Annotated in this window: 17 protein-coding genes and 1 tRNA gene; 5 read left to right on the top strand and 13 right to left on the bottom strand. The window is 59.5% G+C overall.

Annotated features, from left to right (window positions below):
* Positions 1–55: 55 nt before the first annotated feature.
* A complete protein-coding gene (gene gabT / locus ACA065_RS00905; protein WP_497692929.1) occupies positions 56–1333 on the bottom strand; it encodes a 4-aminobutyrate--2-oxoglutarate transaminase in 1278 nt (425 codons plus the stop codon).
* Between the two features lie 180 nt (positions 1334–1513).
* Positions 1514–2956, bottom strand: a complete 1443-nt coding sequence (gene gabD, locus ACA065_RS00900; protein WP_497692928.1) for an NADP-dependent succinate-semialdehyde dehydrogenase — start codon at positions 2954–2956, stop codon at positions 1514–1516.
* Between the two features lie 371 nt (positions 2957–3327).
* On the opposite strand from gabD, the gene ACA065_RS00895 reads away from it, so the two are divergent.
* A tRNA-Arg gene (locus ACA065_RS00895) sits at positions 3328–3404 on the top strand.
* Positions 3405–3461: 57 nt separating this feature from the next.
* On the opposite strand, the gene ACA065_RS00890 is transcribed toward ACA065_RS00895, so the two are convergent.
* The 3 genes from ACA065_RS00890 to ACA065_RS00880 all read right to left on the bottom strand — a co-directional run bounded on the left by ACA065_RS00890 (position 3462) and on the right by ACA065_RS00880 (position 6420).
* Complete coding sequence (locus ACA065_RS00890; RefSeq protein WP_497692927.1) at positions 3462–4058, bottom strand: hypothetical protein; 597 nt, start codon at positions 4056–4058, stop codon at positions 3462–3464.
* A complete protein-coding gene (locus ACA065_RS00885; RefSeq protein ID WP_497695277.1) occupies positions 4055–4627 on the bottom strand; it encodes an RNA polymerase sigma factor in 573 nt (190 codons plus the stop codon). Before ACA065_RS00885 ends, ACA065_RS00890 begins: the two co-directional genes overlap by 4 nt.
* A gap of 152 nt (positions 4628–4779) precedes the next feature.
* Positions 4780–6420 (bottom strand): vWA domain-containing protein, encoded by a 1641-nt coding sequence (locus ACA065_RS00880; RefSeq protein ID WP_497692926.1) that lies wholly within the window; start codon positions 6418–6420, stop codon positions 4780–4782.
* Between the two features lie 480 nt (positions 6421–6900).
* Between ACA065_RS00880 and ACA065_RS00875 the strand changes: the two genes are divergently transcribed.
* Positions 6901–8592, top strand: a complete 1692-nt coding sequence (locus ACA065_RS00875) for a M10 family metallopeptidase C-terminal domain-containing protein (RefSeq protein ID WP_497692925.1) — start codon at positions 6901–6903, stop codon at positions 8590–8592.
* A gap of 71 nt (positions 8593–8663) precedes the next feature.
* Here the strand turns inward: ACA065_RS00875 and ACA065_RS00870 are convergent, their stop codons facing one another.
* Genes ACA065_RS00870 through ACA065_RS00855 form a run of 4 tightly spaced genes read right to left on the bottom strand, consistent with a single transcriptional unit; the run spans position 8664 to position 11009 of the window.
* The gene (locus ACA065_RS00870; RefSeq protein WP_497692924.1) at positions 8664–9314 is read right to left on the bottom strand and encodes a DUF799 domain-containing protein; all 651 of its coding nucleotides are present in this window, start codon (positions 9312–9314) and stop codon (positions 8664–8666) included.
* On the bottom strand, positions 9311–9673 hold the full coding sequence (locus ACA065_RS00865; protein WP_110622924.1) for a DUF4810 domain-containing protein: 363 nt from the start codon (positions 9671–9673) through the stop codon (positions 9311–9313). Before ACA065_RS00865 ends, ACA065_RS00870 begins: the two co-directional genes overlap by 4 nt.
* 29 nt (positions 9674–9702) lie before the next feature.
* Complete coding sequence (locus tag ACA065_RS00860; protein ID WP_010214228.1) at positions 9703–10383, bottom strand: CsgG/HfaB family protein; 681 nt, start codon at positions 10381–10383, stop codon at positions 9703–9705.
* A 44-nt stretch (positions 10384–10427) separates the two neighbouring features.
* Positions 10428–11009 (bottom strand): hypothetical protein, encoded by a 582-nt coding sequence (locus tag ACA065_RS00855; protein WP_497692923.1) that lies wholly within the window; start codon positions 11007–11009, stop codon positions 10428–10430.
* A gap of 172 nt (positions 11010–11181) precedes the next feature.
* Between ACA065_RS00855 and ACA065_RS00850 the strand changes: the two genes are divergently transcribed.
* Entirely contained in the window at positions 11182–11793 is a 612-nt protein-coding gene (locus ACA065_RS00850; RefSeq protein ID WP_497692922.1) for a hypothetical protein, read from the top strand.
* A 16-nt stretch (positions 11794–11809) separates the two neighbouring features.
* Positions 11810–12397, top strand: a complete 588-nt coding sequence (locus tag ACA065_RS00845) for a hypothetical protein (RefSeq protein WP_497692921.1) — start codon at positions 11810–11812, stop codon at positions 12395–12397.
* A gap of 43 nt (positions 12398–12440) precedes the next feature.
* Here the strand turns inward: ACA065_RS00845 and ACA065_RS00840 are convergent, their stop codons facing one another.
* Positions 12441–12875 (bottom strand): RDD family protein, encoded by a 435-nt coding sequence (locus ACA065_RS00840; RefSeq protein ID WP_497692920.1) that lies wholly within the window; start codon positions 12873–12875, stop codon positions 12441–12443.
* Between the two features lie 130 nt (positions 12876–13005).
* Complete coding sequence (locus tag ACA065_RS00835) at positions 13006–13488, bottom strand: RDD family protein (protein ID WP_497692919.1); 483 nt, start codon at positions 13486–13488, stop codon at positions 13006–13008.
* A gap of 435 nt (positions 13489–13923) precedes the next feature.
* On the opposite strand from ACA065_RS00835, the gene ACA065_RS00830 reads away from it, so the two are divergent.
* A complete protein-coding gene (locus tag ACA065_RS00830) occupies positions 13924–14181 on the top strand; it encodes a hypothetical protein (RefSeq protein WP_497695276.1) in 258 nt (85 codons plus the stop codon).
* 46 nt (positions 14182–14227) lie between these two features.
* Here ACA065_RS00830 and ACA065_RS00825 read toward each other — a convergent pair whose 3' ends face one another.
* Together ACA065_RS00825 and ACA065_RS00820 are read right to left on the bottom strand one after the other, a co-directional pair.
* Positions 14228–14827 carry a hypothetical protein gene (locus ACA065_RS00825; protein WP_497692918.1) on the bottom strand — a complete coding sequence of 200 codons (600 nt, stop codon included), beginning with the start codon at positions 14825–14827 and terminating at the stop codon, positions 14228–14230.
* A 123-nt stretch (positions 14828–14950) separates the two neighbouring features.
* Positions 14951–15454 carry a zinc ribbon domain-containing protein gene (locus tag ACA065_RS00820; protein ID WP_497692917.1) on the bottom strand — a complete coding sequence of 168 codons (504 nt, stop codon included), beginning with the start codon at positions 15452–15454 and terminating at the stop codon, positions 14951–14953.
* Positions 15455–15476 lie beyond the last annotated feature (22 nt).

The raw sequence follows: 15476 nt of genomic DNA, 5'->3' as shown, positions 1-15476 counted from the left end.
GGCACAAAAAAACCCGCCGAAGCGGGTTTTTTCTGTCGACCAGGTCAGCTTGTGCTTACAGCTCAGAGAAGCACTCTTCGATGATCGCCAAGCCTTTGTCCAACTGCTCGTCCGGCGAGGTCAGCGGGACCAGTACGCGCAACACGTTGCCGTAGGTGCCGCAGGACAGCAGGATCAGGCCCTTGTCACGCGCCTTGGCAACCACGGAGGCCACAGCAGCGGCGTTCGGCTTGTGACTGTCGCCATCTTCGAACAGCTCCACCGCGATCATCGCGCCCAGGGCACGCACTTCGCCGATCACCGGGTACTTGGCTTGAATGGCTTTGAGGCCAGTGACCAGGTGCTCGCCGACTGCCTTGCAGCGGTCCAGCAGGTGCTCTTCTTCAAACACTTCCATCACCGCCAACGCCGCGGCGCACGCGATCGGGCTACCGGCGTAGGTGCCGCCCAGGCCGCCTGGCGCGATGGCGTCCATGTATTCAGCCTTGCCGCACACACCGGCCAACGGGAAGCCGCCGGCGATGGATTTGGCGAAGGTGGTCAGGTCGGCGGCGACGCCCATCTGCTCCATGGCGAAGAACGTACCGGTGCGGCCAGCGCCCGTTTGCACTTCGTCGGCGATCAGCAGGATGCCGTGCTTGTCGCACAGTTCGCGCAGGCGCTTCATGAAGGATTTAGGCGCGACGTAGAAACCGCCTTCGCCCTGCACCGGCTCGATGATGATGGCAGCGATATCACGCGGCTCGGCATCGTTTTTGAAGATGCGTTCGATGCTGGCGATGGCGTCGTCATCGCTCACACCGTGCAGTTCGTTCGGGAACAGCGCGCGGAACACACCGCCGGGCATCAGGCCCATGCCGGCCGAGTAAGGCACGACTTTACCGGTCAGGCCCAAAGTCATCATGGTGCGGCCGTGGTAGGCGCCGGTAAAGGCGATCACGCCGGCACGGCCAGTGGCGGCACGGGCGATTTTCACGGCGTTTTCTACGGCTTCGGAGCCGGTGGTGACCAGCAGGGTTTTCTTGGCGAAATCACCTGGCACCTTGGCGTTGATTTTTTCACACAGTTCCACGTAAGGCTCGTAGGCCAATACCTGGAAGCAGGTGTGGGTCAGCTTGTTCAACTGCGCGGTCACGGCGGCGATGATCTTAGGGTGCACGTGGCCGGTGTTCAGCACGGCGATACCGCCGGCGAAGTCGATGAACTCGCGACCTTCAACGTCGGTCACGGTGGCGTTCTTTGCCGACTCGGCGAAGATCGGGTGAATCTGGCCAACACCGCGTGGTACAGCGGCTTCGCGGCGTTTCATCAGGGATGCGTTGGTCTTGCTCATAAAGTCCTCATTCGCCACTCATCGGGTGGCGTGGTCCAAGGAATACGTGGCGGGGAGGCAACTACGGCAGCATGCGATGATCGACTGCCACAGCTTTCCCGGCCACTACGAATAACGGTGTAAAACACGCAAAGGGTCAGCGCTCTCGTGCCCTCTGCGTTTGCTGCAATCTCTTACCGGTCAGATACCCAGGCAGAGGTATTTGATTTCCAGGTAATCCTCGATCCCGTACTTGGAGCCTTCACGGCCCAGGCCCGAAGCCTTGATGCCGCCGAACGGCGCCACTTCGTTGGAGATCAACCCGGTATTAACGCCAACCATGCCGTATTCCAGGGCTTCAGCCACGCGGAACACACGGCCCAGGTCACGGGCGTAGAAGTACGAAGCCAGGCCGAACTCGGTGTCGTTGGACATCGCGATCACTTCGGCTTCGTCTTTGAAACGGAACAGCGGCGCCAATGGGCCGAAGGTTTCTTCCTTGGCGACGGCGGCGTTTTTCGGCACGTCGACCAGGATAGTCGGCTCGAAGAAGTTACCTTCCATGACCTTGCCACCGGCCAGCAGCTTCGCGCCTTTGCTCAGGGCATCAGCGATGTGCTCCTGAACCTTGGCCACGGCTTTTTCGTCGATCAACGGGCCGGTGGTGGTGCCTTCCTCCAGACCGTTGCCGATCTTGAGCTTGGCCACGGCCACTTTAAGTTTTTCCGCAAACGCGTCGTACACCGAATCCTGAATGTACAGGCGGTTGGCGCAGACGCAGGTCTGGCCATTGTTGCGGTATTTGGAAATGATCGCGCCTTCGACGGCCTTATCCAGGTCGGCGTCGTCAAACACGATAAACGGCGCGTTGCCGCCCAGTTCCAGGGAGACTTTCTTGATGTCCTTGGCGCATTCGGCCATCAGCTGGCGACCGATTTCAGTGGAGCCGGTGAAGGACAATTTACGCACTGTTGGGTTGCTGGTCAGCTCGCTGCCGATATCGCCAGCACTGCCGGTGACCACGCTGAACACACCTTTGGGAATGCCGGCGCGCTGGGCCAGTTCAGCCAGGGCGAACGCCGAGAACGGCGTTTGCGAAGCGGGCTTGAGCACCATGGTGCAACCGGCGGCCAAGGCCGGGCCGGCTTTACGGGTGATCATCGCGGCCGGGAAGTTCCACGGCGTGATAGCGGCGGTAACACCAATCGGCTGCTTGATCACGATCAGGCGCTTATCCGGCTGGTGGCCAGGAATCACATCACCGTAGACGCGCTTGGCCTCTTCAGCGAACCACTCGATAAACGAGGCGGCGTAGACGATTTCGCCTTTGGCTTCGGCCAGCGGCTTGCCTTGTTCAAGGGTCATCAAGCGAGCCAGGTCGTCCTGGTTCTCGATAATCAGCTCGAACCAGCGACGCAGCTTGTTGGCGCGGTCCTTGGCGGTAAGAGCACGCCAAGCCGGCAGGGCCTTGTCGGCGGCTTCAATAGCGCGGCGCGTTTCGGCAGCGCCCATCTTCGGCACGGTGCCGAGAATCTCGCCCGTGGCAGGGTTATTGACCTTGATGGTTTGACCGTTGTCCGCATCGACCCAAGCGCCATCGATAAAGGCTTGCTGGCGGAACAACTGGGTATCTTTGAGCTGCATGTCGGCTTTCCTTAACAGCACCGCGCGCACGCGGAGCGAATTAGAGTTGTTGAAAGGCGCCTTGTGGGCTGCCGTCAGGGAAATCAGCCCCAGCACGCGGGAAAGAGTGGATAGCGCACGGGAGACAGAGCGTTTGAAATCTCAAACGAATCCTAGGATCAATGGGGGTACAGGGCAATAGTCTGTTCGAAAAAAAGAACGAAAACGGCGCATTTGCCGAATCTTTCGGATCAGCGTGATTCGGCCGGGTTCCACCGCATCGACCACTGGCACCCGGCGCAGGGCCTCTATGCAGCCAATTCCTACCCATAAACGGCCAAAGACCGGCATGGACGCCCAAGGGCGACATGGGTATGATGTCGCCCGCACAAGCATCCGTAGCTCAGCTGGATAGAGTACTGCCCTCCGAAGGCAGGGGTCGTGGGTTCGAATCCCGCCGGGTGCACCATATACAGATGAAAAAGCCCCAGGTCGAAAGGCCTGGGGCTTTTTTGTGGGTGTCGATTTAACGCTTCTGCAACACCTCCAACCGCGCCGGCAAGTCTTCCTTGGGAAAGCGCTTATGCAGCGCCAGCAGCTTTTCATCCGCCACTTTGCTCTCCCCCGCCAGGCGCAAATCCACAATCTCCTGCAGCCCCTGCTCCAACGATGGCAACGCCACCGCCGCGCGTTTGCTGAGTTTCGCTGCGGGCGCATCCGCCATCGCGTCGGCGATCTCGGCCTGGGCGGGCGGTGCGGCGGCCATGCGGGCCATGGGCGCGGGCGCAGGGGCCGAGAAGGCTTGTGGCGCAGGGCGTGCGGCTTCTTGGTGGAGCGCGGTGAAGGTTGCGGTGGATATCTCCGGCTGCGGCACGGGCGAGCGCATCACTACGCCGATCATCAGTGCCACGCCGGCGACGGTGGCGAATGCCATCTGCCAGCGCGGTTGGCGGCAGGCTTGCAGCCAGCGTTGCCACAGGCTTGGCGGCGGCGCAGGGGCTTCGCGGCGGGCGGTGTTGAGGATGAAGGCGTCGAGGGACGCAGGCGGCTCGCCTGTGCTGTGTTGACGAAAGTGTTGGAGCAACACGTCGTCGGGGTCTGGGGTGTGTCGGGAGTCGGTCATGCGGGTATCTCCTCGGCCAGCAGGCGGCGCAGTTTCTGCTGGGCGTAGCGCAGGCGGCTTTTTACGGTTTCCAGCGGGGCGTTGGTGAGGGCGGCGATTTGCGGCACTTCGAGGTCGCCGTGCAGGCGCAGCAGGAAGACTTCGCGCTGGTCTTCGGGCAAGTCTTGCAACGCGGCGTCGAGGCGCGCCTGGTCGCGGCTCAGGCTCAGGTGTTGCTCGGGGCCGGCGCTGTCGTCGGGCTGGGCGTGCAGTTGCTCGTCGAAGCTGTCGTGCAGCGGGTTATGCACGCCGTGCTTGCGCCAGTGGTCGATCAGGCGGTTGCGGGCAATCTGGAACAGCCAGGTGCGAAAGCTCGCCCGGCCTTGTGGCTGGGTGGTGCTGCGGATCAGGCTGAGCCAGGTCTCCTGGTAAACCTCTTCGGCCAGCTCGGCCTTGTTGCTCAGGGACACCAGGAACCGGTACAGGCCTTGGCGGTGCCGCGCGTACAAAACCTCAAACGCGGCACCGTCACCGGTTCGGTAGCGGGCCAACAGCGATTCGTCGCTGGGTGAATCATCGGGTACGGCCATGTAGGTGGCGAACTCCTTTCGATGGATCAATGCAGATTACCTGTGGGAGCCGGGCTTGCCCGCGATGCAGACGCTTCGGTGTTTCAGTTACACCGCAGTGATGCTATCGCAGGCAAGCCAGCTCCCACATTGGATCGACGCTGCAGGCAAAATCAGTGTTTGAGGCTCTGCGCCAATTCCACCAGTTGCACAAACTCATTGCGCAGCCCGAACGGGTCGTCGCCTCGGGCCGAGCGGGCCAGGGCGGCGGTGTCCTGCAGGCTCATGCTGCCAGTGTAGCGGCCATCGCCCTTGAGCTGTTGGGCGAAGGCCGCCACGGCGGCCGAGAAGCGCAGGTCGTCGCTGGCCTTGGTCGACTCAGTGCTGATGGGCCGCTCAATCAGTTGGCTGCCGCCGCCCGCCGCCGGTTTGTAGCGCACGCGCAACATCGCCAACTCAGCCGATTTGTTTTCAGCGGCAGGCGCGGCGGCGTAACGCAGCGGCTCCAACCAACCTTTCTGGCCCTTCGGCACTATTTCGTACAGCGCGGTCACCGTATGCCCTGCGCCGATCTCGCCCGCGTCGACCTTGTCGTTGTTGAAGTCCTCACGTTTCAAGGCGCGGTTTTCATAGCCCAGCAGCCGGTATTCGCTGACCTGGGCCGGGTTGAACTCCACCTGCAATTTTACGTCCCGCGCCACCACCGCCAGGGTTAAACTGAGCTGGTCGACGAGCACTTTTCGTGCTTCACGCAGGTTGTCGATGTAGGCGTAATTGCCATCGCCGGCGTCGGCCAGTTGTTCCATCAGGTGTTCGTTGTAGTTATCCACACCGAAGCCCAGGGTGGTCAGGGAAACACCGCTTTTACGCTGGTCGACGGCCATCTGCTTAAGGCTGTCGAAGTCGCTGATGCCCACATTGAAGTCACCGTCGGTGGCCAGCAGGATGCGGTTGATGCCCTTGTCAATAAACCCTGCGCGGGCCATCTGGTAAGCCAGCTCGATACCCGATGCGCCGGCCGTGGAGCCACCTGCAGTGAGTTGGTCGATGGCGTTACGGATCTTGGTTTTTTCGCGCCCGGAGGTGGGCTCGAGCACCACGCGGGACTCACCGGCATAGACCACCAGCGACACACGGTCTTGCTCGCGCAGCTGGTCTACCAGCAATTTCAGCGTGCTTTTCACCAGCGGCAAACCTTCGCGGCGGTCCATGGAGCCGGACACATCCACCAGGAACACCAGGTTGGCCGGCGCCAGGTCCGCCACGGCGCGGTCGGTGGCCTTGATGCCGATGCGCAGCAGTTGGGTGTGCGGGTTCCACGGCGTGGCGGCCACCTCGGTGGTCAAGCCAAAGGGCGAGCCGTCGCTGGGCCGGGCGTAGTCGTAGGGGAAGTAATTGACCATTTCCTCCAATCGCACAGCACCTTCGGGCGGCAGGCGGCCTTGGTTGAGGAAGCGTCGTACGTTGGCATAACTGCCAGTGTCGACGTCGACGCTGAACGTCGACACCGGCGTTTCGGCAACGCGGTGCACCGGGTTGTCCGGCAGGTTTGCGTAGTGCTCGCGTGGCTCGCTACGGTAGGCCATCGCGGCTGAATCCTGACTCACCAGGCGCATGGCCATCGGCGCCGGCATTGGCATACGTTTGCTCTGCGCACCCTGCACAGGCTCGCTTTGCAGTTCTGCGACAGGTGCAGCGTGCTCAGGCTTGGCGGCATCACGGGAAGAAGACAACCCACAACCGGCCAGCGCCACCAGCAAGGTCACGGTGAAGCCTTGGGCGACAGGACGCACGTGTAAAAGTGGACGGTACATAGGCTTAACCTCGTGAATGAATAATGCGTTCACAAGGTAAGACGCAAGGCCCCACACGTTCGGGTTAATAGTCGGTGTGTCTTGGAAAAACCGCCATAAACACATAAGACAAATCAGCCTGCTATTGCTGCCCCCGCTGTAACAAGCCTAAACGTTGAGAACACGCCGCACGGGTATAAAAACTCGACAACTTCATCACGTTAAAAACCACACGTTAAAGACTTGCTTAGTCACATGTTGGCCTTTGGAATTTCTTTCTAACACTGCCAGTTTTGCGCCTAGCGCAACGGAATTGCGGACTTTTTCTGTAGGGAGAACAACAAATAAACACTGGGAATTATCACGTTGAGAATAGATTTCAGAGCGCCTTTCTTTCCCCCCCAGCCGAATGCCGCCCACCCGGCCCAAGGGCCCTCTCGCCCTTCCATATCTCGGGCGATCTTCCGACCCTTTATTCAACCTTTGATCCCCCACCGCTTTGTGCGTGCACCTGCGCAGCAGAACGCGCAGTCAAATCACCGTAAGGACGCTGCTACAAGCCGTCCCAGCCATTATGGGGGCAACTATGACGCCACCCTGCGCGCGAACGATCCGTACATCAGCAGAGTCGGCAAGCAATCCTTTGATAAACAGCGGGCTGTGGAGCAACTCACACATGGCGCGGAAAAATGGGAGGATTGGAACCGAAATAACAAAACCGAGATTTCCTATTCCTTCTGGGGCGGCGGATTCAGCGAATACCATAAGCAAGAAGCCCGGCGCGCTATCCAATCCTGGAGCGATGTGGCGAACTTGGACTTCAATGAAAACGGCGGGCAAGCAGAAGGACGATTGACCTTCAAACTTTCTGGAGAAGTAGGTGCCAGAGCATTCTTTCCCGGCCCTGGTCCCGAAAGTGGCGATAGCAGTTACAGCGCAGGCTTTTTGGGTCGCAATGTGATGACCCACGAAATCGGCCACACACTCGGCCTCACTCACCCCGGTGCTTACGATGCCAACCGCAAATGGGACCATTCAAATCGAGTCTATGCACAAGACTCTAAAGCCCATACCGTCATGAGCTACTTCGGTGCTCCAGACAGCGGCAAAAACATCGGCGGCATACCCTTCGCCCCCATGATGGATGACATCAGTGCCATCCAACACAACTATGGCGCCAACTATCAAACCCGCAGGGAAAACAACACCTATGGGTTCAACTCCAACACCGGGAGGGACTACTACTCGCTGCGCAGCGATCGTGACGCTGCTGTTTTTTGCATCTGGGACGGCGCCGGCAACGACACACTGGACGTCTCGGGCTATCACACCAACCAAGTCATCAACCTCAAGGCCGGTTCGTTCTCTGATGTGGGCCACGGCCGGGGCAACGTCTCAATCGCACGCGGCGTCACGATGGAGAATGCCATCGGCGGCTCCGGCCATGATGCGCTGATCGGTAACGACGAAAATAACCGGCTCACCGGCGGCGGCGGCGCCGATCAACTACGCGGCGGCAGAGGCGCCGATAGTTTTGTGTATAACTACGCCAGCGATTCCACGCCGCAGAACCCGGATGAAATCATGGATTTCACCAGCGGCAGCGACAAGATCGATGTGACGCAGGCATTGAGGAATGCGGGCCTGTCCTCACTGTCCGTTGTGAGTGCCTGGAGCGGCAAAGCCGGTGAGGCGTTGCTCACCTACGATGAAAGAAGCGGCATGGGCTCGGTGTCCATCGACCTCAACGGCAATGGCAGCGCTGACCTGTTTATCAAGACCCATGGGCAAGTCACGCCAAGTGACCTCTTGCCCTCAAGAACGTCCGAGGTAACCAAGCACAGGCGACACACACCGACTACGACGAGCGCGACGCCACGCGTGAATGCTCCCGTGGCAAAACCGCGCTTCGTCTTCAACAGCGCCCGCGAATCGACCTATTTCAATGCTCGGTTACTCACGAATTTCACCAGCGGCACACACAGCATTGACCTGCGCGGCGTGGAGAAAGAAGCCAATACACGCCTCAGGCTTGTTCAGGCATTTACCGGGCGCGCCGGAGATACGATGGTGCAGTACAGCCCGCAAACCGGCCGCTACTTCATCGCCATCGACGTGGCCGGCAACGGTACGACGGGCTTTTTGTTGAAAAGTACGCAATTGATCAGACCGAACGACATCCTTGTGAACTGACCACCCAACCGCCCAAGCGTTTGCCAGCCTGTGAGGGCCAGCAAACGCTCTTTCACGGGTGCACAGGCAACTCAGTCGGTGCCGTATTTCGGGTTGCGCGGGCCATACAGAATCCCGGTGCGTTGCCCCGCCGACAGCAGGCGCGCACTGGTGATACCGGCAATCGGATGCGCCGCATCGGTGGAGCTGTTGATCACCTGCTTGACCGCCGCCGTGATCAGCATGCCCACCAGGCCGCCGCCGTTGTTGTTGCCTTCCTCGCTGGACGCCCGCGCCGAGCCGGTCCACAAGGTGGTGCCGGTGCGCAGGTCGACCAGTTTGGCCGAGGCCGTCACCGAGGTGTCGCTGGAGATCAACATGTACTTGGTGCCGTACTCACTCACGGTGATGTACAGCGCCGCGTCCGCGCCAAAAATGTCATGCAGCTTGGCCGGTGCCACGCCCTGGATATCGTTGGCGGTGGTCAGGCCGTTCTGGCGGAAGGTTTCGTCCACCAGGGCAATCGGCAACACGTAGTAGCCGGCTTCGGCCAACGGATAGGTGACTTGCGACACCATGCTGTAGGACGCCTGCACTTCCGGCGACTCATTAACCGGCGGCAGTACCAGGATCGACTTCGGCCGCGCCTGTTTGTACGCCGTGTAATCAATGGTCTTGGGCGCTGCGCAACCGCCGAGCAAAGCCAGGGCCAGCAAGGCGCCGGTAAGTTTTAACAGGCTCATTTAGTGGCGACTCCGGTCTTGGCGTTTTTCAGCAGAAAGTCCATGTACGAAGCAGACTCGGGGAACAGCGCCTTCTCGGTGCGAAACTCCTGCACCATCTGGTCATCCTTGCCCATGGTCATGTACAGCATGCCCAGGTGCGCGTGGTAACCCGGCGGGGCCTTGCGGCCACTGGCGTTGATCTTTTGCAGGTCGCGTTCCAGCGCTTCGACCTGCGCCTCCTTGGGCTCGCCCTTGAAGTACTCGTAAACCTGCGGCTGGTAGCTTTCCCACTGATACAGGGGCTGGGGCGCCGTGTGGCACCCGGCGACCGTTGCGATTGCTGTCAGCATCAGCGCCAACTTAACTGCCTTGCTCATCCGTGTACTGCTCCTTGAGGTGCTGCTGATCAGTTGCGCGGGTTCCAGGCGCCGGCATTAATGCCGTCGACGAGGCGGTTGATGGCTTCGCGCATGGCCAGGTCCAGGACCTTGCCATTGAGGGTGGAGTCGTAGCTGGCGGTGCCGCCGAAACCGATGACTTCACGGTTGGACAGCGCGTATTCACCGGCGCCCTGGGTGGAATACACCACTTCGGAAGTACTGATGTTGACGATGTTCAACGCGACTTTGGCGTAAGCCACTTGGGTTTTGCCACGGCCGAGAATGCCAAACAGCTGGCGGTCACCGGTTTCTTTGCGGCCAAATTCGGTCACATCGCCAGTCACTACGTAGTCAGCGCCCTTGAGCTTTTGCACGGTGCCTTTGATCGCGGCTTCCTGGGAGATTTCGCCCATGTTGTCGCGGTCCAGCACGCTGAAGCGGTTGGTTTGCTGCAGGTGGGTGATCAAGATGGTCTTGGCCTGGCCACCGAGGCGGTCAACGCCGTCGGAGAAGATGCCGCGCATGTAGCTGGAGCGGTTATCGAACTTGCCCACGGCAATGGGCACGCGCACGCCGGAATAGGCGACGTTGGCGCTGGCGACTTGCTCCACCGGCATCGCGCGGTTGCTCTCCGTGGCGCAACCGGCCACGGTCAGCAGCGCTGCGGCGGTAAGGCCAGACAGCAGGATTTTGGACAGTGTTTTCACAAGGTGCTCCTAGAGTGAGAGATCAGCCGTTGCAGCCGGTAACGCTAGCGCGACGGGATGTTACGTAAGTCATCAACGATGAAGCGGCTCAACAAACCGGTGTAATAGGACTCCACGCCCGAGTTGCCGGAGTTGGTCAGCACACCGGCCATGGTTTTCATGTTTTGCCAGTCGCCCCTGTAACCCGCAGGCATGAGCCCCTGGCGAGCTTGGGAAAAGTGCAGTATCTGGGCATCCGCCTTTTTGATCTTGACCGAATAGTTGAAGTCGACGCTGGCCAGGATGGTGTTGTCGTCAACGATGGCGGTCATAAAGCCGCCCTGGGTGTCCTGGATGCGCCGCGTATAGATCACGTCGACGTCGAGCAGGTAGTCGGCCTGGTCTTTGCTGGTGGCGTAGCGCTTGGCCTGGAGCAGACGATTAACCAGGTCGACGCCCAATTGCTGGCGAACCTTGGCATCGGGCATAAAGCGCTCGTTCTTGCCCACCACGTCAACGTCGAAGGTGTCGAGCCAATAAGTAGCGGTCTTGGGAATGGTGACCGGCGCCGGGGAGATGTAGTAATCCGGCTTGGAGGCGCAGCCGGCCATGAGGCAGGCGGCGAGCAATACGGCTAATGCGCGCATCTCTGATTTCGTCCCTGAAAAGTATCGTGCTTAAAACAATCGCGGTATTTTACGGGGTTGAGAGGGCTTCTCAAGCTGTTTCGGTGACCGTCTTGCATTCACGCACACGCCTCAAGTTATCGACCGCCCGGTCGAGACCCTGGCTTGGCTCGTTCATTAATAGGGAAATTTTGTGCTGAACACACTTTGCCGCGCTGCGGCGCTGATCGCGACGCTGTCGATGACCGGCTGCGTCTCCTATACCGTCACCGGCCCCATTGGCGCCCCGCTCCACCCCGCCACTAGCAGCAGCCCGCGCAGCGCGCAAATCGCCGATGTGGCGGTGAGCGCCGCCGACGTCAATGACGCCAACAAAACCGCGATCAGCCGCTCGCTCACCGCCCAGCTCAACCAGTACGTGCGCACGGCGGGCTACTTCAAGCAAGTCACCGAGTACCCCACCCGTCTTGAAGAGAACGACGTGGTGCTCAAGTTCAACATGACCTCGCTCAAAGGCCATCGCGCACCGCACCCGGCCTACATCCCCGGCGCCTTGCTGACGCTGACGATCTGGATCTGGGTCAACGGGCCGATCTATGTGGACAGCTTCGAAGTGGCCGGCGACCTGGTGATCGTCGACCGCAACGGCAAAGAACTGGCCACGGCCAAGGAAGACCTCAAGTTCGAACACAACGTGGGCCTGTACGGCCGCGAATACTGGGCACCGTCCATGGGCGCCCAGCAACTGAACACCCTCGTTGCGCAACTGCTCGACACTGCCACCGCCAAACTGGCCAAACCCTGAATTCAAGGAGCAACACATGCAAGGATTGATCAAGCACAGCCTGGTACTCGCCGCCGTCTTACTGACCGGCTGCGTGTCCTACTCGCAACAGGAACTGCCACCGGTGCAAACCTGGCCGCCGACCGCCAACGCGCCGGCACAAAAGCCGACCGCTTACGTGCGCACCACAGCGCTGAGCCAGGTCAACGGCGGCCCCGGCAACGCCACCGCTGGCGCGCCTGCGGCCCTCTGGGAAAAATCCGTGGCCGATGCGTTCCGCCAGTCCAACCGCTTTGCGCGGGTGAGCACCGACAAGGTCGACTCGGACATCTACGCCGACGCCACGCTGTACAACAACGAACAGTTCAGCATGGCCTCGGCGATCATCACCGGCGTCACCTTCTTCATCATCCCGTCCACGGCGAAAAACACCTTCACCCTGGAGACCGTGTTCAAGGACAAGGACGGCAAAGAACTGGGCCGGGTCAAGAAAAGCGAATCCGTGCGCACCTGGATGCACTTGGTGCTGATCGTGGGTATTCCGTTCCAGGCCAATACCGGTGAAGTGGTTGAAGCGTTGACGCGCAGTACGTTGGATGAGGCGGTGCAGCGCAAATTGCTGTAACGCCTTCGAACGCGGGGATCGCGACCTGTGCAGGTCGCCGTCCTCAGACGTTGACCACAACCGTCCTGGCCAACATATCACCCAAGCGACGGCGCAAGCCGAACAACACAAAAAGGCCATCCAACAGGCTGAACAGCAGCTTGGGCACATTGCGCAAAAACGACTGGAACACCGTGCAGTGGGTGGGGTACGGGTAACCCACCACAGTCATGCGGCACAGGCGTTTGCCCAGGCTTTGGCCGTTGGGCAAGGCGTCGCAAAACAGCATGTACCCCAACGCCAGCAGGAACAGCAGGTAGTGGAGGTACTGCAACACCACGAAGCCGGCCGCTGAATGAACATAAAAAGCGACGTAGCCCAAAAAACTCTTCAAGAACAAAAAGAAAAACACCACCGCCATATCGATGATGTAGCCCAGAAGGCGCTTGCCCGGGCTGGCAAGGTCGTAGCCCTGTGCAACCGAAATTGAATCGCTCATAACGCTATTGATCCGCAAGGTGAGAAAGAAAGGTGTAACTCGTTAAATGCTGGAGCGGTAACCACTGCCACTCATGGGCTATTCCTTTAGCTGCGTGAAAAACAACACGTTGAAACCTCGGCGACCACCCTCAAGCAGTGCCGGGCTTCCCGTCGTCATAGATATCGGCAAGGCTGCGAACCTTGGTCAAGTGGCCGGTTTGAATCACGATGGTCTTGGCGAACATATCGCCGAGGCGGGTTCTGGACTCCAGGAAAATCCACACCCAGTCGATGATCACCAGCACCCCGGCATTGCGGGTAAATGACTGTGAAATGCTGCAGCCCTTGCGGGTTTTACGGTCGACGACCGCGATGCTCAGCAAGCGCTTGCCCAGGCTCTGACCATTGGGCAGCGCGTCTGCGAGCAAGAGGTAGGCGAACCCTGCTAAGAACGCCGCAAGGAACCCGCCCTTGGCCGTCACGGCGGGGACGAACGCCGACAGCGCCTCGGCGCTGAATTTGACGATGAAAAAGATCAGCACCGCGATGCCAGAGTCGATGATTCGCGCCAGCAGGCGACGGCCGATGCTGGCCAGAATGGTCGGCCGTTTAGCGGGGGGAATTGCGTCCATGCGGTGTCACTCCGGCTTATGTCGCGTGTCAGTCAAAGAGGGTTGAGAGCGCCGGCGATTGAGCGGCGCGGGTGCTTTGATGCGTTTAATCATCGCCAGTGTGTCGGCCATGGGTCTGAAGACATGAGGCGTTGTGCGTGGGCCAGTACTTTGATGCCTTGCGTGGGTTTGGGTGCGGGGCTTATAGTCCGGGCCGTCGCCCAACAAGGGCGATCGGGTTTGGCGACCTGACGACCGTGTGCGAAAGCTTTCTGCTTGCTTGCAGGGGCTTCCGTACCCGCATCGCTGCTTTATGGCAGCTGTGCGCGGGAGACCTTCGGGTCTGCCGGAACTCGGTCCCGGTTCGCCAACCTGCGTACAGCTGTCACCCATTCGTTTGGCGACGAAAGGTGATGGCTTCACTCTACTGACCGAGGTTTCACCATGAACCAATACATGCCCCTCACGGGTCACGACAGTACCGTCCCCGCTCTGCTCATCGACACCTGTGCGCCCCTCGACGTCCTTCACGACGCCGCCGTGTACCGGATTCGAGCCGTCACCCAACTGCTGGAAAACCTGGCCTTCCGCGAACAACTCAGCAGCGATGCTGTGGTGCTTCAAGACTTCGCCCATTTGCTGGCTATTCCGCTGCGTGATGGGTGTGATTTGCTTGATGTCATCGTTCGCAGGCTCCATGCCGACCCATCCTGAGTAGAAACCGGGCGGCCCTGGCGCCGCCCAACTGATACGCGGAATATCACACATACAACTGACTAAAATACGCATCAACCCAATCGCTGGACCAAAAAGACAGTTCAGAAAATTCAAACGTCTCACACACCGCAATGCAACCTCTGAGTGGCAGAGGTATATCCTTAATGCTCGCTGTAATAGTGGGCAGCAAATACCTGAAATAATCCCCTATCTGGCTCTGCCCTTGATAGCCCACCGGGTAATCTTCATTGGGCACACTGCCTTCAACCCCATGATAAACATAGAACCCTTTGATCGACGGCAAATTATATTCCGTCAACGCCAAATGCGCTGACGAGCGCTCACCGATCAACGCTTCCACTTCTGCTCTTTGGTCAAGATGCCGATAAGTGCGAGCGGAATACAGGCCAAGTATCGTTTTGCCCTGTTTATTTTCAGGGTAGTTATCGAACTCGGCAGACTCCTCCCACATGTATTCGCTCAAACGATCCAACTTCGATTCTACATCAGGCAGCGCTAACAAAACGGCCGGCAAGCGGCCAAAGCAGTTATTCACCATCACGGCGATTGCGCCTGCCTTGTCCATGGCGAACCATGTAACGATCTCGCCGAAGCCGGGGGTCCAGTCTTTATTGATAGACATATATTTCCGTCCGCTCGTTTGTATTTGCTGCGATAAGGGAAGCGGATTTACTTAAGCGACAGAGGACGTTGGACAATTAGATAAGCCTCCTCTATTTTCGCATTTTACCGGCTATATCTCGTGTTATCGCTTCACCGACCGCCACGTCACCAGCCCATCCAAGCCGTGTTCAGACTTCAGGAATTTGAGTACGTTTTGCGCCTCGGCTTTTTCCTCAAACGTCCCCGCGTAAAGGTGTGGCGGTTCATCAAGCACTGTCGGCACATCGATGAGCGCCATCTGTGCCGCCATCCGTTCAAATGCCTCATCCGTATCGGCCGTCATACGTGCTACCCAACCGCTGCGATCTCTCAAGGCAATCGGCTCCACTTGCGCCCCGCAGTGCTTACAGCGAGAGGCCGCCGCCTGGATGGATTGGTTGCAGGCTGGGCAAGGCCGCAGGTCCGGGTGCACCAGGGCATCAACACCGGTCTTCGCCAGCCGGGGCATTAATAACACGGCAACCAGGGCAACACAGGGAAGAAAGAGCGAGATTGCAAACCACCGGGGCCCTGAGCGCCCGCGCGTACTTGCAACGTAAGCCGTGACGGCTGTGATGATGAGCCAGAAGGGGAGTGGGATGCCCATTGAACTTCCTTGTTTAATGGTT

This window comes from Pseudomonas sp. LBUM1640 (genome assembly GCF_059716225.1).
The sequence above is the reverse complement of the archived record's forward strand: the minus strand, read 5'-3'. Positions and strand labels throughout refer to the sequence as shown.